Genomic DNA, 22,524 nt, shown 5'->3' on the forward strand with positions numbered 1-22,524 from the left:
ATTAAAAAAATGATTATTCTCAAATTCATTTTACCTATTCTTTCAATTTCTAATTTTATAATGACGTAATTGTATGATTTCCAGCGTTAATGTTTAGTCTTGATTATTTATGAAATGGAGGTTTTAAAATTGTGAATATCTATTGATATAATTCGTGTTGAGATTTTTTTTTAAGATTTATATTTGGCATCCTAAAAAAGTAAATATATGAGCGCTACTTGGTATGAATGTAAAGTAAAGTATAGAAAAATAAACGATTCCGGAGTACAGAAAGTTACTACAGAACCTTATTTAGTGGATGCTGTATCCTATACAGAAGCTGAAACTAGAATTAATGAAGAGATGGCAGCGTATGTTAGCGAAGAATTTAAAATCACTAATATAAAAGTTGCAAATTTTGCAGAGATACACCCTTTTGAGAATTCTGATCGTTGGTTTAAATCAAAGGTCTCCTTGATCGCTTATGATGAAGAAAGTGGTAAAGAACGAAAAACAAATATGTATCTTTTAGTACAAGCTAATGATGTAAAAGAAGCTTTTGATAATACTAATAGTATGATGAAAGGAACTACAGGAGATTATACCATACCGGCTATTACAGAATCTCCAATTATGGATGTATTTCCTTATTTTACAGGAGAAGAAGATCAATTAGAAAAGTTTAAAGCCTTACGAGATTCTATTCAAGTTGTAGAAGAAGTAGAGATTGATGAAAATGTACCTGCAGCTCCTGGTTTTATAGTGAAAGACGAAGAAGAGTAATCTCTTTTTGGAAATCTGGTTTAATGCTGTTTTCTATTTATTAAGTTTTTATATCTGTGATTTTGTCATAGATATAAAAACTTTTTTTTTTACCCTAGAATTAGATGCCGAGTTATTCAATTAATTTTTAGTAAAGTATTAGTAACTTATGCTACAATTAATCGTCATACATATGATGCTTATATTTAAGCAGTATCATATATCAATCAAAAAATAACAAATCAAATGAAATCATTACAAAAAATCAAATTACTTGCAGGTCTCTGTATAATTAGCTTTATACCGGCTCAGGGTCAGAATATGGAAAAAGAAATTGATGCTATCGTTTCTTCAATGTATACAGTAGATGAACCAGGAGTTTCCATTTTAGTAGCAAAAGATGGTAAATCCATTTACCGTAAGGCCTTCGGAAAAGCAAGTTTAGAATTAGATGTTCCTTTAAAACCAGAAAATGTATTCGAGATAGGTTCTATTACCAAACAATTTACAGCAGTCGCTATTCTTATGTTGGAAGAACAAGGAAAACTTAAAATTGAAGATGATATCAAAAAATATATCCCTGATTATCCGACTAATGGTAAAAAGATTACGATTCATCATCTTTTAAATCACACCTCTGGTATAAAAAGCTATACTGGGATGCAAAGCTTTATGAAATCTGCACGTATAGATATGACACCAAAGGAATTAATTGATGTTTTTAAAAATGAACCTATGGATTTTGATCCAGGAGAACAGTTTAAGTATAATAATTCTGGTTATATATTATTAGGGTATATCATTGAAGTTATTACATCTGATACGTATGAAAATTTTATAGAGAAAAATATCTTCGAAAAGATAGCTATGAATTCTTCTTATTATGGAAGTATGAGTGAGCTGGTTAACAACAGAGCATTAGGATATAAGAAAAAAGGTGATACATACTTAAATGCGGATTATCTTAGTCTGACATTACCATATGCTGCTGGTTCATTGATGTCTTCAGTGGATGATTTGTTAAAATGGCAAAATGCGATAAGTGCTAATACCTTTATTAAAAGAACAAGTTTAGAAAAAGCCATTAACGGTTCTACATTAAATAGTGGTGAGGAAATTAATTATGGATATGGTTGGCGTAAGACCAATGTACAAGGTTCTAAAGGGTATTCACATAGTGGAGGGATTTTTGGGTATACAACAAATGGTATCTTTCTAGAAAAGGAAAATGTGTATGTAATCGGACTTACCAATTGCAATTGTAAAAATGTACGTGAAATTACTATGAAAGTAGCAGCTACGGTTATAGGTAAACCGATTCCGGATAAGAAAGATGCAATAGCATTATCTGTTGATGAAGTTAAGAAATGGGTTGGTGCGTATCAATTCGAAGAAAATGTAATCCGACATATAATCTTAAAAGATGGCAAGTTATTTAGCCTTAAAGAAGGCAAAAATTCAAGAGAATTTGAAATTTACCCAATGAAAGATGGCTCGTATATTTTTGATGATGGAACTATTTCATACACTTTTTCTTTAACCGATGATGGAAAGCGACAGACAATTTTTAAAACAGCTCAAGAAAGTTTTGTAGGAAAAGGAATTGATAAAGCACCTCCAGCAGAACGAAAAACGATTACTGTTGCTCCAAAAGTTTTAAAACAGTATGTTGGGAAGTATGAACTACAACCAAATTTTATTATTGATATTACTTTAGAAGGAAACTCAATATATGCAATGGCTACTGGTCAACCTAAGTTTGAGATTTTTGCAGAAAGTAAAACATTATTTTTCTTAAAAGCAGTTCCTGCTGAAATTACATTTAATAAAAGTGATAAAGGGACGATAGATAGTTTAATCTTGAATCAAGGAGGTAGACAAATGCCTGCTAAACGAATAGAATAAACAATAGATATATACATTATTGACCTATCAAATTACTAAATTTGGTAGGTTTTTTTTGAAAACAAGATTAAACCATCGTCTTTTCTTTTACCGCCATTCAACAACATCATTATCCATGTATCGTTTCTTTCTTACCGTATTTTTGGATAAGTTCTCCTTCGAATTCTAGTAGATCTTGCCATTGCTTATCAACATCGATATCTTTTCCGTATTTGCGTGCAAAACCGATAAAGGTTGTATAATGACCAGCTTCACTAATCATAAGGTCATGATAGAATTTTGATAATTCGGGATCCTTTATTTTTTCAGAAAGGAGCTTAAAGCGTTCACAACTGCGAGCTTCGATCATAGCAGAAAAAAGTAATCTACTCACTAAACCCTGCTGACGACTTCCTCCTTGCTTTACTTTATGCTTAAACAATTCATTAACATAACTATCTTTTCGCTCACGTCCCAGTTTATAGCCACGTTTTTTAATAAGTTCATGAACCATTTGAAAATGCTCTAATTCTTCTTGAGCTAAGATCAATAAATCGGTTACAAGATCTTCGTGTTCAGAATTTAGTGTGATAATTGTAATTGCATTGGTCGCTGCTTTTTGTTCGCACCAAGCATGATCTGTAAGAATTTCTTCGATATTAGATTCTACTAGAGCAGCCCAACGAGGATCCGTTGCTAATTTTAAACCAAGCATAGATTTTTTTTTAGATGATTTGGAATATTCAGTCAAAGATACATATTACAGATTTTGTTTTTAAATTAGAATTTATCAAACTATGGGAGATTGTAAAAGAAGTTAGAAACCTCTTTGTATGTATTAGTTCCCTTTCTTAGCTAATTGTAAATAATTCTATTTGTTCGTTTTTTCCTCTTAATGAGGTTTTATCTATACTCTTATATGTATAACCAGAATTTATTTTTAATTTTTGTACTAAATGATAAGAAATAAGAATGACTTGTCCATAAGTATTACAAAGTCCTTGAATTCTGGCGGTAGTATTAAGAACGTCTCCCGTAAATACAATATCCTTTTTTATTGTTCCAATTTCACCAGCTGTGATCATTCCGTAATGAAAACCTGCTTTAAATGTTGGCAAGACTCCAAATTGTTCTAGGTATTTAGCAGATTGTTTTTCTAGAGCTTCTTGCATAGCGTAAAAACAATGAATGCAATTATCGTTTTTAAGCCCTTTGTCCAAGCTCCAGGAAACTACGATTTCATCTCCTACATACTGATATACGATACCTGCATGTTGAACTATTGCATTGGATAAATCAGAATAATATTTGGCGAGCATCTCAAAATATTTTACGTGACCTAATTTTTCTGCAATAGTGGTAGATGATTTCATGTCTAAAAACATAAAGATGCGCTCTTCTTCTATAGGTTTATGATATTTTCCTGTAAAAAAATTGAATAACACTTCCTGACCAATATTATCACTTACTTCTAGATAGAATAAAGAAACACCAATGATGGTTATGATATATAATACGACACTCAGGAATGCTAGGTTTGTAATAAAGCTCTGTAAATTATGCCATACAATGTTATCAAATAGATTAGTGTCAAAAATTATTACAAAAGATATCGTCGCAGTACTAATTAAAAAAATAGTCACTATGGTCAGATAAAAAGATATTTTATAAATTATCTTTTTTGAGAAACTCTTAGAAGAGAAGAGTTTATTAAAATAGAGCACCTCAAACGAGCCAATTATTAATCCAAAAAGTGTAGCAGAAATGATGGTTATTACCACGCTGTTGCTAAAATTGTACGGGTTCTGAGTAGAAGGATAAAATTTTAAATCTCCAAGTATTCCTTTTTCTATAAATAAGTAAATAAAACCTGCAATAATGAAAAATATACCAAAAGGGATAATCCTAAATATCAATCTTTTTTTAAAAGGAGAAAATATACTCATTAAAAGTATGAATATTAGCTGATGGTTAAATATAGTCCTACTTTCAAATTTAAGAATAAATATTTTGGGGATTAATTATCGATAGGGAAAAGCATAGATCGTATTGTATGAAGTTACAAAGAAGTCTTAGTAATACCTTAATTAGAAATAAATTGATTATTATTTTTTAATTAGTGTATTGATTGCAAAAGACGCTTGAATATTTTCTAAATTAATATCTAGATCTTCTATTTCATCATCTACCAACGTATCAGTTTCTGTATTTTGATACGTTATAAGTTTCCACTCTTTGTTGTTGTATTCTAGAGAAGTTAAGTTTTCAATCCAATCACCAGAGTTTAGATACATACAAGATCCATTTTTATTAGACTTCTTAATCATTTGTGGTTGATGAATATGCCCACAAATTACATAATGATAATCATTATCAATAGCTAAATCCGCTGCCACTTGTTCGAAATCGTTAATATATTTTACAGCTTTCTTGACGCTATTTTTAATCTTTTTTGATAAAGAGAACTTTTCTTTTCCACACTTTACTAGACACCAATTCATAAGTTGATTAATTAGTATCAAGAGATCATAACCCCAACCGCCCAGTTTAGCAAGCCATTTTGCATTTTGGATAGAAGCATCAAAAATGTCTCCATGAAATATCCAAGCTTTTTTATTACCTAATTCTAAAACAACTTTATCTACAAGTTGGAAATTACCCATTTTGGTGTCACTAAACTTTCTAAGCATTTCATCATGATTTCCCGTAATATATATGACTTCAGTTCCTTTTGATGCAAAATTGATAATCTTTTTAATGATTTTAAGATGTGATTTCGGGAAATAATGTTTCCTAAATTGCCAGATGTCTATAATATCTCCATTCAGAATAAGCGTTTTAGGTTTTATGCTATTTAGGTAATTTAACAGTTCTTTTGCCTGACACCCAAATGTTCCTAGATGAACATCAGAAATCACGACAACTTCAACAATACGTTTTTTCATAAATTATAATAATTTTCAAATTAACTACATGTGGATTAATAAATAATTAACTGATTATGAGAAGATTGTTATGATTTGTGTCTGGTAAGTTTCTTATGTTATTATAATGTTAATCAGTACGGTTAACGCTATGAAAGGTTGTTTACATTTAGGCAAAAAGGTTCTATATACTTTCTTAACAACTTAAGAATTGGTTTGTTTTGCTTTTTTCTTATCCTGAAGTATATCTAAATTCGTCTCATAAATCTTAACAGTGTTATTACTGAAAAGTTAAAAATATCTTTCTCTAACTAAAATTATTTTATGACGTTTTTACAAATGAAAAGTTATACTAGAAAATTATTGTTGTTTGTATTATTGAGTGTTTTATTATCCTGTGATTCTAAAACTACGGATACTTCAGAAAAGGATATAACAAAAGATCCAATCGAACACAAAATTGATAGTATAGTTTCTAATATGTCCTTAGAAGAGAAAATAGGTCAGACTGCTCAAAGAGGTAAATCAAGTAGAGTAAAAGAATTACCTAAAGATCTTAAAGAAGCCGTGAGAAAGGGACAAATAGGTTCTTTTCTTAATATTATGAATAAGAATGATGCCAAAGAATTACAGAGAATAGCAGTAGAAGAAAGCCCTAGTAGAATTCCATTAATTTTTGCACGAGATGTAATCCATGGATTCAAAACAATTTTCCCCATTCCGCTAGGGCAGGCGGCTTCATTCAATCCATATTTAGTAAAAGAAGGTTCGAGAGTCGCAGCAATAGAAGCAAGTACTAGTGGAATCAGATGGACTTTTGCTCCTATGTTAGATATATCAAGAGATCCTAGATGGGGTAGAATTGCAGAATCAGCTGGAGAAGATCCTTATTTAACAAGTGTGATGGCAGAAGCATATATACAAGGTTTTCAAGGAGAAGATTTATCGTCTCCAACAAGTATAGCGGCCTGTGCAAAGCATTTTATAGGTTATGGAGCAGCAGAAGGAGGAAGAGATTATAATACAGCAAATATAAATGAGAATTTATTACATAACACTTATCTAAAACCTTTTAAAACGGCGGTAAATGCTGGTTCTGCAACATTTATGACCAGTTTTAATGATCTTAATGGTATTCCTGCATCTGCTAATAAATATATTCTTAAAGATATTTTAAGAGATGAATGGGGATTTGATGGTTTTGTAGTAAGTGATTGGAATTCTATCATAGAAATGGTAAATCATGGATTTGCAAAAGATCAGAAAGAAGCGGCAGAGAAATCAATAAATGCAATGTTGGATATGGAAATGACGAGTACGTCATATCAAGATCATTTAAAAGAATTAATAGAAGAAGATAAGTTTTCTGAAAAGCAATTGGATGAAATTGTTAAGAATATCCTTCGTGTAAAATTTAGATTAGTGCTATTTGACGACCCATATTTTGATCCAAATGATGCAGTTCTTTACAATAAAAAACATTTAGCTTCTGCCCAAAAATCTGCTACAGAAAGCACGGTGTTATTAAAGAATACTAATAACCTATTACCCATAAATTCTAAAAAGAGATTAGCAATTATAGGGCCATTAGCGAATGCTCCTCATGAACAATTAGGTACTTGGACTTTTGACGGTGAAAAGGAACATACAATTACTCCTTTAAAATCATTCCAAGAAGATGGTCAATTTACGATTCAATATAGCCAAGGGTTATCCTATAGCAGGGATAAATCAACAGAAGGTTTTGGTAATGCAATTAATGCGGCAAAGTCTTCTGATGTGGTCCTGTTTTTTGCTGGAGAAGAAGCAATCCTATCTGGAGAAGCGCATAGTAGAGCCAATATCGATCTTCCTGGAGCTCAAGAAAAATTAATTACAGAATTACATAAGACAGGAAAACCTATCGTTTTAGTGATTATGGCAGGAAGACCAATTACATTAGGAAATGTAATTGATAAAGTTGATGCCGTTATAATGACCTGGCATCCTGGAACGATGGGTGGACCTGCCTTAAAAAGTATTATAACGGGTGAAGTTTCGCCATCAGGAAAATTACCAATTACTTGGCCGAAAGAAGTAGGACAAATACCTATTCATTACAATCATAAAAATACGGGTAGACCAGTGATTCCAGAAGAATTTGTGCATATGGATTCGATACCAATTGCAGCTTGGCAAAGTTCACTTGGTAATACATCACATTATTTAGATGCTGGTTTTTTACCACAATATCCTTTTGGATATGGATTAAGTTATAGTAGCTTTAAGTATTCTGATGTTAACATTTCATCAGTAAATCCTAAAATAGGAGATACAATTACTGTAAAAGTTAGTATTACCAATACAGGTAAAATAAAGGCTAAAGAAACCGTGCAGTTATATTTTAGAGATATGGTTGGTAGTCTGACCAGACCGGTTAAAGAACTTTTACGATTTAAAAAAGTAACTTTAGAACCGGGTGCTTCAAAAGAAGTTGTATTTAGTTTTTCTACAGATGATTTAGCTTTTTACGGACCTGATAAGGTATGGGTGACAGAACCAGGTGATTTTAAGCTATGGATAGGTAAACATTCGATGGATGAAACGAATGAATTAGAATTTACATTAGAATAAAATAAGAATGATATCGTGGGCAAAGGTGTTATATATATACTATTTGGAGTTTCTGGAAGTGGGAAAACCACTATAGGAAAAAAGTTAGCTAAAGATTTCAATATTCCATTTTTTGATGCAGATGATTTTCATCCAGAAAGTAATATCAAAAAAATGTCTGATGGATTTCCATTGAATGATTCTGATAGAGAACCTTGGTTACAAAAATTAGCGAATGAAATTAATGACTGGAATACTAAAAGAGGAGCAGTATTAGCTTGTTCTGCTTTAAAACAAAAGTATAGAGAAACGCTTAAATCTATTGATAAAGAATATATAAAATGGATACTTCTAGATGGAAGTTTTGATTTGATAGCCAATCGTATGGAAAAAAGAAAGAATCACTTCTTCAAAAAGGAAATGCTGCTTTCTCAATTTGAAACTTTAGAAAAATCAGAGGAAGGTATTATTATAAATATAGATAAAAGTAGCGATGAAATTGTGAACGAAATTACATCTAAATTGAATACGAAAAAATCACAGTTAGGACTTGTAGGGTTAGGCGTTATGGGCAAAAGCTTGGCTAAAAACCTTTTATCTAAAAACTTTACACTTTCTGTCTACAACAGACAAGTGGATGGTTATGAAGTCGATATTGCAAAAAACTTTGTGAAGCAGCAGCCCGATAGTCATAATGTATTAGGATTTGATGACTTAAAATCATTTGTAGATTCTATAGAGCGACCTCGTACCATTATACTTATGGTTAATGCAGGGAAACCGGTAGACTTTGTGATTGATGCATTGATACCATTTTTATCAGAAGATGATTGTATTGTTGATGGAGGAAACTCTCATTATAAATCAACATTCGAAAGAAGTAATAGATTGGCTGATAAAGGGTTTCATTTTTTAGGAGTAGGGATTTCAGGAGGAGAAGAAGGCGCTCTGAAAGGACCGTCTATTATGCCTGGTGGATCAAAAGAGGCCTATGATAGATCAGGAGATTTTTTAGAAGCAATAGCAGCAAGAGATAAGGCAAATAATCCATGCTGTACTTATATTGGGCCTGAAGGATCGGGGCATTATGTAAAAATGGTTCATAACGGAATCGAATATGCAGAAATGCAATTATTGGCAGAGACCTATCACATCTTACGCTTTTATGGAAAGAAAACACCAGACCAAATAGCAGCTATTTTTAATATTTGGAGGAATAATGGATTAGATAGTTATCTGCTCGAGATTACAACAGATATTCTTCTTAAAAAGGAAGGAGACGATTTTCTAATTGATAAGATACTGGATAAAGCAGGACAGAAGGGGACAGGAGGTTGGTCTACCAATGCTGCCTTAGAAGTCGGAATGCCGTTATCTACGATTTCAGAATCTGTAATGGCTCGTAATATTTCTGGAATAAAATCCAAACGTGTAGAAGCTTCAGAGATATATCAACTAAAAACATCTAGTATTTCTTCAGATGATACAGTATTTATAGAGAATTTAGAAAAAGCTTTTCGAGCCGCTAGTATTATTAACCATCATATTGGTTTTGAATTACTAAAAGAAGCATCTAATGAATATAAGTGGAAACTAAACCTATCCGAAATAGCTAGAATATGGACCAACGGTTGTATCATACGTGGTGATTTAATGGAACAAATTTGGGAGTTATTTTTAAGTAATAATGATACTTCTTTGTTACTATTTTCTGATATAGTTACTATTATGAAACCTTGTGTAAGTTCACTTTCAGAAATAGTTTCTGTTGGATTAAAAGCTGGATTTTCATTACCAGTTCTTTCCGCAGCTACTAACTACTTTTTAGCATATACATCTGCTCAAACCTCTGCAAATATGATACAAGCACAACGAGATTATTTTGGAGCGCATACCTATCAAAGAGTAGATTCATCACTAGATGAATATTTTCATACAAACTGGAAACACTAATTTATGGATTATCAATTATTAATTGCTGTTGGAGTAGGTATCATTGCATTACTTTTTATGATCCTGAAATTAAGAATGCAAGCATTTATAGCATTACTTATTGTTTGCATATTAGTTGGGATTGTTGCCGGATTGCCAGCAGATGACATTCTTAATAGCATCAAGAATGGAATGGGAGGAACCCTCGGTTTTGTTGCTACGGTTGTAGGTTTAGGAGCATTATTTGGTGGTTTGTTAGAAAATTCTGGGGGAGCGCAAGGATTAGCTAATTATATATTAAAACTAGCTGGAGAAAAAAATGCATCCTGGGCATTAATGATTACGGGATTTATAATCGCAATACCTGTATTTTTTGATGTGGCTTTTATAATCTTAGTACCAATAGTATATGCAATTGCCAGAAAAACAAAAAAATCTTTGTTGCTTTATGCAATTCCTTTATTAGCTGGATTAGCAATTACGCACAGTTTCATTCCACCCACACCAGGTCCCGTAGCAGTAGCTGATATTTTAGGAGCTAATCTCGGATGGGTAATTGTATTTGGATTTTTAACTGGTATTCCTGCCGCGATTATTAGCGGACCTATTTTAGCAAAATACCTTGCTAAAAAAATAAACATCAAGATTCCAGAAACGAATGACTCTGTTAAAACAATTGAAGCAACTCCTAATCCCATTGGTATTATAGCAATTATAGCATTACCTATTTTATTAATAGTTTTAAAAACAGTTTTGTTAGGCAATTGGTTTGCAGAAGATGTATTACCAAAATCGTTGGTATATATAATTACACTTTTTGGGCATCCTTTTACTGCTTTGATTATTGCGAATTTAATAGCTTGGTATTTTCTTGGAATTAAGAGAGGTGTTACCAGAGATGAGCTGTTAAAAATATCAATGAAATCTTTTAAACCTGCGGGAGCCATTATTTTATTAACCGGTGCTGGTGGAGCTTTTAAACAAATATTAGTAGATACCAAAGCAGGAGAGTTATTAGCTTCGTCATTACAGAGTTCATACATTCATCCATTACTCTTTGCATTTATCGTGGCTGCTTTGATTAGAGTTTTACAAGGATCAGCTACAACCGCTATGATTGCTGCCGCCGGAATTACATCGCCAATTATTTTAGCAGGGGATTTTAGTGCCTCGCAGATTGCTCTCTTTGTAATCTCGATTGCTTCTGGAGCAACGATATTATCTCATGTAAACGATAGTGGATTTTGGTTAGTAGGCCAATATTTAGGAATGACAGAGAAACAAACCTTCCGCTCGTGGACAGTCATGACTACATTAATTGCAATTACAGGGGTTTTAATGTCATTACTATTATGGTATATTTTTTAGTATATCTAAGATACTATTTCTAAAGAAAAAGCTGAGAATAAATGATGCTGTTAAAAACTAGTTAACCACCCATTTCGGGTGAGAATGTTTCTACCTAAAAGATATAGTTTTAAGATTATTAATAATTTAAAAAGAATATTGTGAAAACATTAAATGAACTTAAAAAACTGTATAAAGAATTAGAAAGAGATGAAAAGTATAAACTTAATGGAGGTACACAACAAAAATCCGTTGTTATATGGTGTAGAATGGCGCTTACTTATGTTCCATGTGAATGATTATTTGGATTATTTAATGAAGAGTATTTAAATTTTTAAGTTTATTTTGAATATATAATTATGTTATTCTTTATATAATCATTAGTATAAACAAAGAGTAAAAATTACTTTCTTTGTTTACGATGAATCCAGAAGTTTTTAAACATATCGAATTATTACTAGGTAGTGTTGGTTTTATAATCGCATTATTCTTTGGATTATTCTTGATAATAACAAAAAAAGAGCGAGCTAGTGCCAATGTATTTCTAGCGATATATCTCTTGGCTTTTAGTCTTAGAATTGGTAAATCTCTGTTCTATAATTATTTTCCAATTGACCCTATCATTCGAAATGTTTTTCTGGGTATGTTATTAGCTATTGGGCCTTCGTTGTGGTTTTATGCCACGAGATTATTTTTAACAAAAGAGATAAGTAATAAAAGATTAACTTTCATTCAATATGTTCCGTTGCTTTTGTTTGTAGTATTTTGTTGGATTATTCCCAATGATGATTCTACATTTTCCAAAATCATATTTCTAGGACTATTATTCCATATTTTGCTATACGGATTATATACGTTGTACTGGTTGTTTACGAATAAAAACAACTCCAATCATAAATCATATAAGCTGTATCATTGGTTGTTGTTTTTTACGGCGCTGACTATTGCAATGTCACTAATTCAGATTGGAGTGTTTTTACGCGTAGTTCCGTATTTAAGTACTGCTTTTTTATTCTCTGCGGTAATTCTTGTTTTACTAATTTATGCACTAAGGAATCCTTTTTTGTTTAAGATAGAAAATAAGAAGTACGCAAATTCTTCATTAAATAATGAAAATGCAAAAGTATATTTGGACCAGCTAACATATCTAATGGAAGAAGAAAAGTTATTTCTGGATCCAAAAATTACTTTAACCAAACTCAGTAGTAAAATAGGAATAACTTCTAAACAACTATCTCAGGTTATCAATCAAAATAAAAAAGAAAATTATTCGCAGTTTATTGCCAGATATCGGATAGCAGAAGCAAAGCGATTATTGAAGCTTCCAGAATATCAAAACTATAAAATATCTAGCATTGCTTATGATTGTGGATTTAATAGTATATCTTCTTTTAATACAGCCTTTAAGAAGTTAACCAATACCACAGCAATACAGTTCAGAGAGGGGCAATTGGATTCTTTATAGGGTTTTATAAATTGATTCGTTTGTGGGTTTTTTATTAACTAAAGTAATTACTTTTACTTCACTAGTATTCACAACTTTTTTATGAAATTCAATGATATTTTTTTTAATTATTTCATTGTAATTCAGGTGTATAGTTAGTGACTTTTCTGTTAGTGTAAATGTGAATTTAATCGGAGTTTGTAAGCTGTTTTTAATTTTCAAGTCTTTATATCCGTATGCAACAGTGGCATCAGAACCTAATGGTGTAAATCTTGTTTCATCCGTATATATGTCTTTAGAGTGATTATGTCTTTCTATAATTTCAAGATTAGCATATAGACTACTATAATATATAAGACCTGCTAGTTGACAGAGTCCTCCTCCGATCGAAGGTTCTATTTTTCCGTTAACCAAAGAGCGACTTTCCATATATCCTTTTTTTAACGTAGGATTTCCTACAGTTTTCCAAAATGAGAATATTTCACCTGGATTAATAATAAAAGACTCTATAGATTTTATAGCGATTAATAAGTTTTGTTTTTTCGCTTCATTAGGCTTTAACTCTTGAGATATCTTATTAGAGAATTGAAAATCAACGTTCATTTGTTGCTTCTTAGCATATAAAAACCAGTAACCATTAAAAATATCACGAATAAAGTTTATTACTACGTGAATTTTAATTTTAATCTGCGCCGGAATAATTTTTCTTATCATTTTTTCCTAAGTACAAAGATTAAATGAGAGCTATATTCCTTTAAAAAAGATTCGCATAAAAAGTTGTCAATCAAAATAAAGAACTTTCTGATTTTTTTAGGAATTCTATGGATAGGAAAAAAAGCAATTCCATAAAAACATTCCATATTCCAGTCTTTACTAGTAATTTTCTTTAGTTTCTCGACTTCTATTTGATTTCCACCATGCCAAGATTTGCTTTGATACCCGGATATTTTTCTTCTTTTTAAAGAGGGAATATCAAAAATAAATAGGCCTTCTTTTTTTGTGACACGACCAACTTCAGAAAGTATTTTTTCAGTTACAGTCAGATTTAAATGCATAAATAAATGAAAAGAAATTACGTTTTCGAAGTGTTCATTTTTATATGGAAGCTCTTCTGCATCTCCTATCACAATGTCTTTAGAAGGGAATTTACTTTTAGATATTCTAATCATTTCTGAACTTATATCGACTCCATGATCAGCATATTTTAGAAAACGACCTGTACCACAAGCTACATCTAAATTTAAGCTAACATCCTCTTGATCTAAATATTTTTTAAGGATTCTGTTTTCCTGATTGTTTATATATTTTCCATATGAGTTAGAAAATCTACTGGAATCATAATTTTCAGCTATTTCATTATAGTATTGATTGATTTCCGCTTTCACTTTTTGTTATGCTAATTTGTAAATGAATATTAACGAGATAGTTACTAAAGTTATTTTCCGCAGCAATCGAAAGATAACTAATAAGATTTAATTTTTGAGAGAAAATTTAATTCGCTACCTGTTATTAACTTAGGTTTTGTTAATCAGTGTCTTTTTTCAATACACTATTGGAATTTCCTTTCCAGTAATCCAACTTTTTAAAAGTTGTTCGTTTGTACTAATTTCTGCAAGATAAAACATATTGTAGGAAGCAAAAACAGGAGAGTCTTCAATTTTTTCGATTTCCACTCCTTTATAATCCATATAGTTTGAATGAATTAAATACAGTTCTTCATTTTCTTTAAGAATATATCCAACGTGGCTAGCATCAAATCCAATAAAATGGATTCCGTTTTTTAAGCTTTTATGAATCATCAAGATATTTTCTTCTATAGAACTTTCAGCAATTTCAATTACTTTAGTATTTAGCGCTAAACTTTTTGCTTCGTTTACTGGAGATTGTTGAGCTAATTTATATCGGTTTAAGTTTAATCCTGTATGTTTTAGGGTCGTTGAGACAAAGTATCCACAAGCGATTTTTCCTTTCCTTGGGATTGAGGTATGCCCTTCAAACGACCATTCAGTTCCTTCCCAAAAAGGAATTATTCTATTGATCAAAGAGTGCTTAAAAACGTTAGATAGCGAGTCAATTGATATTTCTTTGTTTTTTAGTTTGAGCTTTTCATTTTTAATTTGACTTTTTACTAATTCATAACTTTTAAGCGAATCATTTTCCGATTTTAATTCTTTAAGAGTTTGGATAAAGTTCTTTTTTGTTACATCAATAACTTGTGTTGTACTATTTTCAGGCATATTCGAAGCTCCTTTACCATTCTGACCAATACATCCAAAGTGCATCAGTATGAATATTACCAAAATAAGTTTACTCATTTTTTATCTGTAGTTATTGTTGCTCTTTTGATTAAACTCGAGTTTTATTATTTTTTATCTGTCTTGAATCCATAAATAGTAGTTTGCATTCCAGCAATTTTCCATTTTCCATCTACTTTTTCCATAAGTCTTGTTTCCCGTTTCAGTCCACGTAGCGAGTCCTGTTGTTCATAAGTCACCCAAGCTCCTTTTCCATAAAGTCTTACATCAATTTTGTCCAACAATTTGGGTAAAGGTTCAGGTTCTGGATGTTCTTCAATAAACGTTTTTACAAATTGACTTATTTCATTCCAACCTACAGACTCAGAAAAAGTATTATCCACAAAGTCAATATAGGTTTTCGTGATATTAGGGTCGTGTACCCATTTATCTTTCCATTCCTTGTAATTTCTTTGAAAAGCAGCTTTTGTCTCGTTATTAAGAGTTTCTAAAATAGCTTTTTTTTCGTTTTCAATATCGATTTCCGGATGTGCCACATCATCCGTTTTTGTTGTCTCATTTTCTTTACAACTAGTCACGATTAGAAAAAAGATAACCGAGAATATTGATAATAATTTATTAGACATATTTTTATAATAAATAAGAATCAGTTTTTTTGAAGTAAAAGATACCTGTTTAATTGCAATATATTTATTTTTTATATTTCAAAATCATTCTAAACGATACTAATGTCCATATTCCTTCTAATATCATAAAAGGTAAAAAACCAATAAGATAAGAAGACCACATAGCCATGGCTGCACCTGAAAAGTTAAAAACAGCATATAATAGATCAGTGTTCTCTATTTTCCTTAATTGCAAAAGGAGATAAGCTATTAAGAGTAATGAGACTCCTAAAGAGCCAATTATAGTATGAAATTCCATGTTACTATTTTTCTAGAAATTTTAGTAAATTCATTATGTATCTATCGGGTGTATCCTGTTGTACCCAATGCGAAGCATTTTCTAGTTTAACCAAATTAGCATTAGGGATTTCGGCAGCAAGACGTTCACCGTCTTTTATTGTTTGCCATGGATCATCCACTCCCCAAAGCAAGAGCGTTTGTGCTTTAATGTTTTTGTGTCTTGATACCAGACTTGTTGTGTGATTGGTATTTAAGGAAGACGCATTTCTAATAAGACTAATTTTACCTTCATTAGTAAGATATGGTTCTGTTATGCCCTCAATAAAAGTTGATGTGAGTGTTTCAGGATTGCTTAACCCCATTATATAGCCTTCCTTTAAAAAATCTGCAATTTCATTAATTGGTTTTGATACCCACTCAGGATTTCCTAATGATAACATGTCATCTATTGGCCAGGAATCATAGGCAACAATGTTAGATAATACTAACTTATCAATTTTATGTGGGTGATTGATTGCTAGGATTAAAGATACTCCTCCACCTGTGTCATGGCCTATAATATGTGCTTTTTCTAGGTTTAAGTATTCCATCAATCGTAAAACAACTTTTGCTTGTACTTCTATGGATCGATCAAACATATCATTATGATCTGAATATCCATGACCTAAAAAGTCAGGAGCAATTACTCGATATTTTTGAGCAAGTTCATCTATGACATTGTGATATAAATAAGACCAAGTAGGAATACCGTGTAATAATATTAAAGGTATTCCTTCTCCCTTATCAGTGTATGCTATATCTACCGGAATATGTGCAATTCCATCTAGTTTTACATGTTTTTGTCCTTTTTTAAATTCATTGACAGTTATTTCTTTTGGTACCATGCTATTTTGCTTTTAGTGATGCATAGAACCTATAGATAAAGTGGCTATGATCAACATTAGTTTAATAATTAGGTTTATTATGAGAACAAAGTTAAAGAGCGGTTATCAGATTATTTTTTACCTATGTTAAAAAAGATGATTACTGAATTCCTGCACGTATACGGCTTAAGGATACTTGACTCATTCCAAGGTAGGATGCTAAATACTGTAATTGGATACGATTAAAAAGTTCAGGTTTTGAAATAAGTAGTTCTTCATGTCGTTGACTTGCAGATTTAAACTGATAAGCAATAAATTTTTGCTCCAGATCGACCATTTGGTTTTCAGCAAATTTCCTGCCCCAAGTGGCCCATTCAATATTTTGAAGAAAGAGTTCTTGAAATCGAAGTAGCGGTATTTGATATAAGATACAATCCTCTAAAAGTTCTGCAGTTTCGTAGCTTATTTCATGTTTTAGGTAGGTACGATATGGAAAAACGATATCTCCTTCTAACCCAAACCAAAAAGTAATTTCTTTACCCTCATTAAAAGCATAAGCACGGATTAAGCCTTTTTCAATAAAACTGATATACAAATGTCTGCTTTGAGGTGAAAATAAGAGACTACCTTTTTTTAAAGATTTTAGTTTCACTTCACTTTTTAGAGATTCAATTGCTACATCGCTTAGCTTATAAATATTTTGTATGGATTCTAATGTTTTTACCATTTCTTAAATCAATAAGCTTGGAATCAGTTATTATATTCAAAGTTTTAAATATATGGTAAGTAGGGCAGAAAACAAGCGATTATTTTCGATATATCGACTTCCCTGAATTACCCAGAATTTTTGTCAGCAATAACTGGTAGGGTTTTTTTATATATGGTGTTACTAATAATTATTTTTCTACAATACTCATTACTTCTTCCAATAATGGAGGTAATCCACTTGGATTAATAGAATCGTTATTCCAAAAACTTAAAACACAACTTACATAATTATCTCGTACCTTTTCTGAAACGTAATAAATGGTTAAATTTTTTCCGCCTGACATTGATGCAAAAAGAGAAGTAACTCCTGTAAAATCGTAATATACTTTTTTTGCTTTAGTTGTAACCTCTTCAAAAATAATATCCACTTCTTCTTCAGAGATTACTTTTCCACCATTTTTGGTTTTAGTTGCCTTCAGTGCGTTTTTGATTGATAAATCGGCACTTTCCTTGGTTTTATGCATAGACCAATTCATTTGCCCATAATACGGACATTGAATATTATTTATATTCATCCAATTACAATTACCTCCTAACTTAATTTCTCGGCCAGCGAAATTAATATTATCTGTTTTAATCGAACTAAAACAAGTTTTTGGAATTTTATTATTAATTATCAGTTCAATCATCTTCCTCTCAAACTCCGGATTGTCGTTATCATAATAACCAAACCAAAAAATTGAAATCCGATTATCATTATTTTTGACGAAGTAGTTCACACTTATTGAAACTAAGGCATTCTCAAACTCTTCCCGTTTGACTACTTTATAATTTTCAAATTTTAATTGTTTGTCAGCAATCTTAACATCTTTCTTTTTTATCTTGTTTTTTCGATAAGCCTTTTTGAGATTTTTATCGTTGAATTCTGAAGAAATATTTTGGCTGGTAAAATCAATTCCATCAACATTATAAAATGTTGTTCCACTATTTCGTATTGCTCGGAGTCTTTCGAACATACTTTCATTCTGTGCAAAACCTGTTTGAAAAATTATAATTAAGATAATAACTGAAAATTTCTTTATCATGTATTCCGCAATTGTAAAGGTGTAAATTGATTTTCCTTCGTGTTAATTGTATAATTGTTGCTTAGGTATACAGTAACAATTATTTTTTATTAAAGAAACATATAATTCTTTAATAAAAGAAGAATCATATAAAGTGTTTTTACAATAAAAGTATGGTATCACGTTTTTTTAATTCAGACTATCTTTCAAAATGTTATATACTAATTCCTTGGACATAGGTTTTCCTGTGGCTTTAGTTCTTACCGTTTCAAAAGAACATCTAAAATCACAACCGTTTTTAAATTCACTGCATCCATAAGCGGTTTTACCTTTCAGGATATGTCCTTTAGTACATTTAGGACAAGGCATTTGATCAGTTGTTGTATTCGATGTTGGAGTGGGAGAAGCTTTCTTTGGTTCTAAGAGTATTTTAAAATTAGTATCAAAACGCAATAATCCTTCCGCAGAACCAGCATCCGTTTTGAAACCTTTTAGATTAACGGTACAGCCTTTTTTAAGTAATCGGATGTATTGTTTTTCGGATATTTTTTTACCTAGATAACTAAATGGCAACTGCAAATCACATCCTTCCTTAAATGCACTACAACCATAAGCGGACTTTCCTTTTAGATTCTTTCCTTTGTTACATTTAGGACAAGATTCTGTAGTGATTCCTGAAACCTTTTTAGTTACTTTTTTTTGTTTTTGAGCAGTAGTATGGGATATGTTGGCTCTTATTTTTTCGGTTCTCACTTCATAAACTAAATGATCTACCATCTGTTTCATATTCTTTATAAATGCGCCAGCATTAAATGTACCTTTCTCAATTTCTTTAAGTTGCTTTTCCCATCTTCCGGTTAACTCAGCAGAGGTAAGCAACTTGTTTTGAATCGTATCAATTAATTGGATGCCTGTACTGGTTGGTAGGATTTGTTTTTTATTACGCTCTATATATTTACGTTTAAAAAGCGTTTCTATGATATTCGCTCTGGTAGAAGGTCTTCCAATACCATTTTCCTTCATCAGTTCTCGCATCTCATCATCATCGACTTGTTTCCCTGCAGTTTCCATAGCTCTTAGTAAAGTAGCTTCTGTAAATTGTTTAGGTGGTTTGGTTTCCTTTTCTAAAAAAGAAGGCTCGTGAGGTCCTTTTTCCCCTTTTTCAAAGGCAGGAAGAATTCCGGTTTCTTTTTTATTAGGCGCATTAGGATTCTCAAAAACAACACGCCATCCTTTTTTTAGAATTACCTTACCTGTAGTTTTAAATGAAACTGTATCGGCTTTTCCAATTACAGTGGTATTAGCAACCTTACAATCATCATAGAAGACTGCTATAAAACGTTTTGTAATAATATCATATACCTGTTTTTGATTATATTGCAGATTCATTTGTTCTCCAGTAGGAATAATAGCATGGTGATCTGTGACTTTTTTGTCGTTAAAAACTTTAGCAGATTTTTTAATTTTTTTACCTAATAATGGTTTTGTTAATGTACTATAATCTGTTAGTTTTTCCAGAATTCCTGGAACTTTAGGGTATACATCATTAGGTAAAAAAGTCGTATCCACTCTAGGATAGGTAACTACCTTTTGTTCATATAACTTCTGAACAATTTTTAAGGTTTCATCTGCAGAAAACCCGAACTTTGTATTACAATATACCTGCAATCCCGTAAGATCGAATAATTTAGGAGCATATTCTTTTCCATCTTTTTTAGTGATGGAAACGATTTCAAAATCACTTTCTTTTACTTTATTAGCGAGTAATTCTCCATCTTCTTTTTTTAAGAAACGTCCTTCTTCATAACTAAATAATGTATCTCTATATAATGTTTGCAGTTCCCAGTAGGGTTGTGGTATAAAGTTTAGGATTTCCTTATACCTATTAACAACCATGGCTAAACTAGGAGTTTGCACTCTTCCTATGGATAATACTTGTTTATACCCACCGTGTTTCACCGTATATAATCTCGTGGCATTCATACCTAATAACCAATCGCCAATTGCTCGAGAGAAGCCTGCATAATATAAATTATCATATTGTGCAGATGGTTTTAGATTGTTAAACCCTTCCTTTATAGCTTCAGTAGTTAATGAAGAAATCCATAAACGTTGTATTTCACCGGTATATCCCGCCTGATGAATCACCCAACGTTGTATCAATTCTCCTTCTTGTCCTGCATCCCCGCAATTGATGATCAAACTAGCTTTGTCAAATAAGGATTTTACAATATTGAACTGTTTTTGGATCCCTTGATTATCCACCACCTTGGTTTTAAATTTTTCAGGAAGCATAGGTAGATTATTCAGATCCCAACTTTTCCAATATGGTTTGTAATCATTTGGTTCAAATAAAGTACAGAGGTGTCCAAAAGTATAGGTAACAGCATATCCATTGCCTTCATAATAGCCATCACGCTTTGTGTTCGCTCCCAGAACGGTAGCAATTTCTCGTGCGACACTTGGTTTTTCGGCTATACAAACCTTCATCAATAATCCTATTTATTATCGAGTCGAAAATTAAGGAATTTAAAATAAAAACGATAGTAATGATTATAGAGTATATCACGTTTTAGTTTGCCAAGATCACGATCTTGATAGGAAACTTGTTATATATCAGTCAATTTTGTGTAAAACTTAATAGATATGAATACATCAGGATTTAATAGAAGAAAATTTTTACAATTAGGAAGCACTGTTGCTGTAGCAAGTGCGGTAACACCAATAGCATATGGAGCTTCTTTGTTTAAGAATGATGTTTTAGAACTTTCTTTAGATAATGAAAATCTTAGGTTATTCTCTAATGAAAATCCTTACGGACCTTCTCCAAAAGTATTAGATGCTATTACTCAGCAGACCAATCGAGTCAATAGATATGCCTCCTTTCATAGGTACGACACTAATAATCTGAAAAAGATGATTGCAGAGCATAACAATATTAAAGAAGATCAAGTAATATTAGGACATGGATCATTTGAGATATTGTGTATGCTTACCAGAAGCTTTGGTAAAGAACAAAATAGTATTATTGTTCCAGCAACAACATTTAACGTTACAGCAGCTTTTGCAGATAGAATATTTGATCATAAAGTAAAAAGGATAGTACTTAACCAAGAAATGAATATTGATTTAGAAGCTACTAAAAAAGCAGTGACTAGAGATACAAAGCTGGTATATATATGTAATCCTAATAATCCTACAGGAAAAGCATTGTCTGCATCCGAATTAGAATCTTTTTGTAAAGAAGTTACTTCTTCTACTTGCACAGTAGCCATCGACGAGGCGTATATAGAATTAATGAATCCATCTGATGCACCAAACACTATACAACTATTAAGAGATAAGTATAATGTTTTAATCATAAGAACTTTTTCTAAAGCATATGGTTTAGCAGGGTTACGTGTGGGATACGCGATGGGATCAGCAGAAACTATCGCACTATTGAATCATCAGCACTATAATTTTAGTGGGCTTATTTCCAATCCAGGAATAGTAGCGGCTATTACGGCTCTAGAAGATACAAGTTATGTAGAAGCATATCGAAAGAAAAATAAAGAAGTAAGAACTTACGTAGAAAAAAAATTAGATACTCTTGGTATAAAATATGTAAATAGTAATACTAATTTTATACTAATGGATGTAAAAAATTCAAAACGTTTTAGATTAGAATTGAAACCACTTGGATTTGCTATTGTTCCTGGAGGAGGAAAACATTACCCAACTTGGGTAAGGATTAGTATTGGTAGATTGGAAGAAATGAAAATTTTCTTAAAAGCGGTAGATGCAATGAATTGGTTAAAAGTGTAAACCTATACTAGATTTTATAACATATCATGGAGGTTAAATGAGCTCAAAATAATCATAG

The 22,524-nt window shown here is 31.5% G+C and carries 20 protein-coding genes; 8 read left to right on the forward strand and 12 right to left on the reverse strand.

Going from position 1 to position 22,524, the window contains the following annotated elements:
* The first annotated feature begins 207 nt into the window (after positions 1–207).
* The gene (locus Q0829_RS02125) at positions 208–762 is read left to right on the forward strand and encodes a DUF4494 domain-containing protein (RefSeq protein ID WP_298539361.1); all 555 of its coding nucleotides are present in this window, start codon (positions 208–210) and stop codon (positions 760–762) included.
* Between the two features lie 225 nt (positions 763–987).
* Positions 988–2,646, forward strand: a complete 1,659-nt coding sequence (locus Q0829_RS02130) for a serine hydrolase (RefSeq protein WP_298539364.1) — start codon at positions 988–990, stop codon at positions 2,644–2,646.
* Between the two features lie 109 nt (positions 2,647–2,755).
* On the opposite strand, the gene Q0829_RS02135 is transcribed toward Q0829_RS02130, so the two are convergent.
* The 3 genes from Q0829_RS02135 to Q0829_RS02145 form a co-directional block, all read right to left on the reverse strand.
* The gene (locus Q0829_RS02135) at positions 2,756–3,340 is read right to left on the reverse strand and encodes a tRNA-(ms[2]io[6]A)-hydroxylase (protein ID WP_298539366.1); all 585 of its coding nucleotides are present in this window, start codon (positions 3,338–3,340) and stop codon (positions 2,756–2,758) included.
* Positions 3,341–3,476: 136 nt separating this feature from the next.
* Positions 3,477–4,571: an adenylate/guanylate cyclase domain-containing protein gene (locus tag Q0829_RS02140; RefSeq protein ID WP_298539369.1), complete on the reverse strand. Its 1,095-nt coding sequence runs from the start codon at positions 4,569–4,571 to the stop codon at positions 3,477–3,479.
* Positions 4,572–4,730: 159 nt separating this feature from the next.
* Entirely contained in the window at positions 4,731–5,570 is an 840-nt protein-coding gene (locus tag Q0829_RS02145) for a UDP-2,3-diacylglucosamine diphosphatase (protein ID WP_298539372.1), read from the reverse strand.
* Positions 5,571–5,873: 303 nt separating this feature from the next.
* On the opposite strand from Q0829_RS02145, the gene bglX reads away from it, so the two are divergent.
* The 5 genes from bglX (at position 5,874) to Q0829_RS02170 (ending at position 12,885) form a co-directional block, all read left to right on the forward strand.
* The gene (gene bglX / locus Q0829_RS02150; protein WP_298539374.1) at positions 5,874–8,162 is read left to right on the forward strand and encodes a beta-glucosidase BglX; all 2,289 of its coding nucleotides are present in this window, start codon (positions 5,874–5,876) and stop codon (positions 8,160–8,162) included.
* Positions 8,163–8,177: 15 nt separating this feature from the next.
* Positions 8,178–10,094 (forward strand): NADP-dependent phosphogluconate dehydrogenase, encoded by a 1,917-nt coding sequence (gndA, locus tag Q0829_RS02155; RefSeq protein ID WP_298539375.1) that lies wholly within the window; start codon positions 8,178–8,180, stop codon positions 10,092–10,094.
* Between the two features lie 3 nt (positions 10,095–10,097).
* Positions 10,098–11,441 carry a gluconate:H+ symporter gene (locus Q0829_RS02160; RefSeq protein ID WP_298539377.1) on the forward strand — a complete coding sequence of 448 codons (1,344 nt, stop codon included), beginning with the start codon at positions 10,098–10,100 and terminating at the stop codon, positions 11,439–11,441.
* A gap of 140 nt (positions 11,442–11,581) precedes the next feature.
* Positions 11,582–11,719: a hypothetical protein gene (locus tag Q0829_RS02165; protein WP_298539379.1), complete on the forward strand. Its 138-nt coding sequence runs from the start codon at positions 11,582–11,584 to the stop codon at positions 11,717–11,719.
* Between the two features lie 122 nt (positions 11,720–11,841).
* Positions 11,842–12,885 carry a helix-turn-helix transcriptional regulator gene (locus Q0829_RS02170; RefSeq protein WP_298541203.1) on the forward strand — a complete coding sequence of 348 codons (1,044 nt, stop codon included), beginning with the start codon at positions 11,842–11,844 and terminating at the stop codon, positions 12,883–12,885.
* On the opposite strand, the gene Q0829_RS02175 is transcribed toward Q0829_RS02170, so the two are convergent.
* The 9 genes from Q0829_RS02175 to Q0829_RS02215 form a co-directional block, all read right to left on the reverse strand.
* Positions 12,880–13,578: a VanW family protein gene (locus Q0829_RS02175; RefSeq protein ID WP_298539381.1), complete on the reverse strand. Its 699-nt coding sequence runs from the start codon at positions 13,576–13,578 to the stop codon at positions 12,880–12,882. The two genes, Q0829_RS02170 and Q0829_RS02175, sit on opposite strands and share 6 nt — an antisense overlap.
* Entirely contained in the window at positions 13,575–14,249 is a 675-nt protein-coding gene (locus Q0829_RS02180; RefSeq protein ID WP_298539383.1) for a class I SAM-dependent methyltransferase, read from the reverse strand. Before Q0829_RS02180 ends, Q0829_RS02175 begins: the two co-directional genes overlap by 4 nt.
* 156 nt (positions 14,250–14,405) lie before the next feature.
* Positions 14,406–15,179 (reverse strand): hypothetical protein, encoded by a 774-nt coding sequence (locus Q0829_RS02185; protein ID WP_298539385.1) that lies wholly within the window; start codon positions 15,177–15,179, stop codon positions 14,406–14,408.
* A gap of 47 nt (positions 15,180–15,226) precedes the next feature.
* Positions 15,227–15,745, reverse strand: coding sequence for a hypothetical protein (locus tag Q0829_RS02190; RefSeq protein ID WP_298539387.1), 519 nt, complete (start codon positions 15,743–15,745; stop codon positions 15,227–15,229).
* Positions 15,746–15,809: 64 nt separating this feature from the next.
* A complete protein-coding gene (locus Q0829_RS02195; protein ID WP_298539389.1) occupies positions 15,810–16,043 on the reverse strand; it encodes a hypothetical protein in 234 nt (77 codons plus the stop codon).
* Positions 16,044–16,047: 4 nt separating this feature from the next.
* Positions 16,048–16,908 carry an alpha/beta hydrolase gene (locus Q0829_RS02200; RefSeq protein WP_298539391.1) on the reverse strand — a complete coding sequence of 287 codons (861 nt, stop codon included), beginning with the start codon at positions 16,906–16,908 and terminating at the stop codon, positions 16,048–16,050.
* A 139-nt stretch (positions 16,909–17,047) separates the two neighbouring features.
* A complete protein-coding gene (locus Q0829_RS02205; RefSeq protein ID WP_298539393.1) occupies positions 17,048–17,614 on the reverse strand; it encodes a Crp/Fnr family transcriptional regulator in 567 nt (188 codons plus the stop codon).
* 169 nt (positions 17,615–17,783) lie between these two features.
* Positions 17,784–18,680 (reverse strand): hypothetical protein, encoded by an 897-nt coding sequence (locus tag Q0829_RS02210; RefSeq protein WP_298539395.1) that lies wholly within the window; start codon positions 18,678–18,680, stop codon positions 17,784–17,786.
* Positions 18,681–18,848: 168 nt separating this feature from the next.
* On the reverse strand, positions 18,849–21,149 hold the full coding sequence (locus tag Q0829_RS02215; protein ID WP_298539397.1) for a type IA DNA topoisomerase: 2,301 nt from the start codon (positions 21,147–21,149) through the stop codon (positions 18,849–18,851).
* Between the two features lie 156 nt (positions 21,150–21,305).
* Here Q0829_RS02215 and Q0829_RS02220 point away from each other — a divergent pair, with 156 nt between their 5' ends.
* Positions 21,306–22,466 (forward strand): histidinol-phosphate transaminase, encoded by a 1,161-nt coding sequence (locus tag Q0829_RS02220; RefSeq protein ID WP_298539399.1) that lies wholly within the window; start codon positions 21,306–21,308, stop codon positions 22,464–22,466.
* The last annotated feature ends 58 nt before the right edge of the window (positions 22,467–22,524 follow it).

The organism is uncultured Aquimarina sp. (assembly GCF_947492405.1).
In the GTDB taxonomy this organism is placed as follows: domain Bacteria; phylum Bacteroidota; class Bacteroidia; order Flavobacteriales; family Flavobacteriaceae; genus Aquimarina.

Coding starts and splice junctions, on each gene's coding strand:
- Q0829_RS02125 (WP_298539361.1), top strand. CDS start 208: ATGAGCGCTACTTGGTATGAATGTAAAGTAAAGTATAGAAAAATAAAC.
- Q0829_RS02130 (WP_298539364.1), top strand. CDS start 988: ATGAAATCATTACAAAAAATCAAATTACTTGCAGGTCTCTGTATAATT.
- Q0829_RS02135 (WP_298539366.1), bottom strand. CDS start 3,340: ATGCTTGGTTTAAAATTAGCAACGGATCCTCGTTGGGCTGCTCTAGTA.
- Q0829_RS02140 (WP_298539369.1), bottom strand. CDS start 4,571: ATGAGTATATTTTCTCCTTTTAAAAAAAGATTGATATTTAGGATTATC.
- Q0829_RS02145 (WP_298539372.1), bottom strand. CDS start 5,570: ATGAAAAAACGTATTGTTGAAGTTGTCGTGATTTCTGATGTTCATCTA.
- bglX (WP_298539374.1), top strand. CDS start 5,874: ATGACGTTTTTACAAATGAAAAGTTATACTAGAAAATTATTGTTGTTT.
- Q0829_RS02160 (WP_298539377.1), top strand. CDS start 10,098: ATGGATTATCAATTATTAATTGCTGTTGGAGTAGGTATCATTGCATTA.
- Q0829_RS02170 (WP_298541203.1), top strand. CDS start 11,842: ATGAATCCAGAAGTTTTTAAACATATCGAATTATTACTAGGTAGTGTT.
- Q0829_RS02175 (WP_298539381.1), bottom strand. CDS start 13,578: ATGATAAGAAAAATTATTCCGGCGCAGATTAAAATTAAAATTCACGTA.
- Q0829_RS02185 (WP_298539385.1), bottom strand. CDS start 15,179: ATGAGTAAACTTATTTTGGTAATATTCATACTGATGCACTTTGGATGT.
- Q0829_RS02190 (WP_298539387.1), bottom strand. CDS start 15,745: ATGTCTAATAAATTATTATCAATATTCTCGGTTATCTTTTTTCTAATC.
- Q0829_RS02195 (WP_298539389.1), bottom strand. CDS start 16,043: ATGGAATTTCATACTATAATTGGCTCTTTAGGAGTCTCATTACTCTTA.
- Q0829_RS02200 (WP_298539391.1), bottom strand. CDS start 16,908: ATGGTACCAAAAGAAATAACTGTCAATGAATTTAAAAAAGGACAAAAA.
- Q0829_RS02205 (WP_298539393.1), bottom strand. CDS start 17,614: ATGGTAAAAACATTAGAATCCATACAAAATATTTATAAGCTAAGCGAT.
- Q0829_RS02210 (WP_298539395.1), bottom strand. CDS start 18,680: ATGATAAAGAAATTTTCAGTTATTATCTTAATTATAATTTTTCAAACA.
- Q0829_RS02215 (WP_298539397.1), bottom strand. CDS start 21,149: ATGAAGGTTTGTATAGCCGAAAAACCAAGTGTCGCACGAGAAATTGCT.
- Q0829_RS02220 (WP_298539399.1), top strand. CDS start 21,306: ATGAATACATCAGGATTTAATAGAAGAAAATTTTTACAATTAGGAAGC.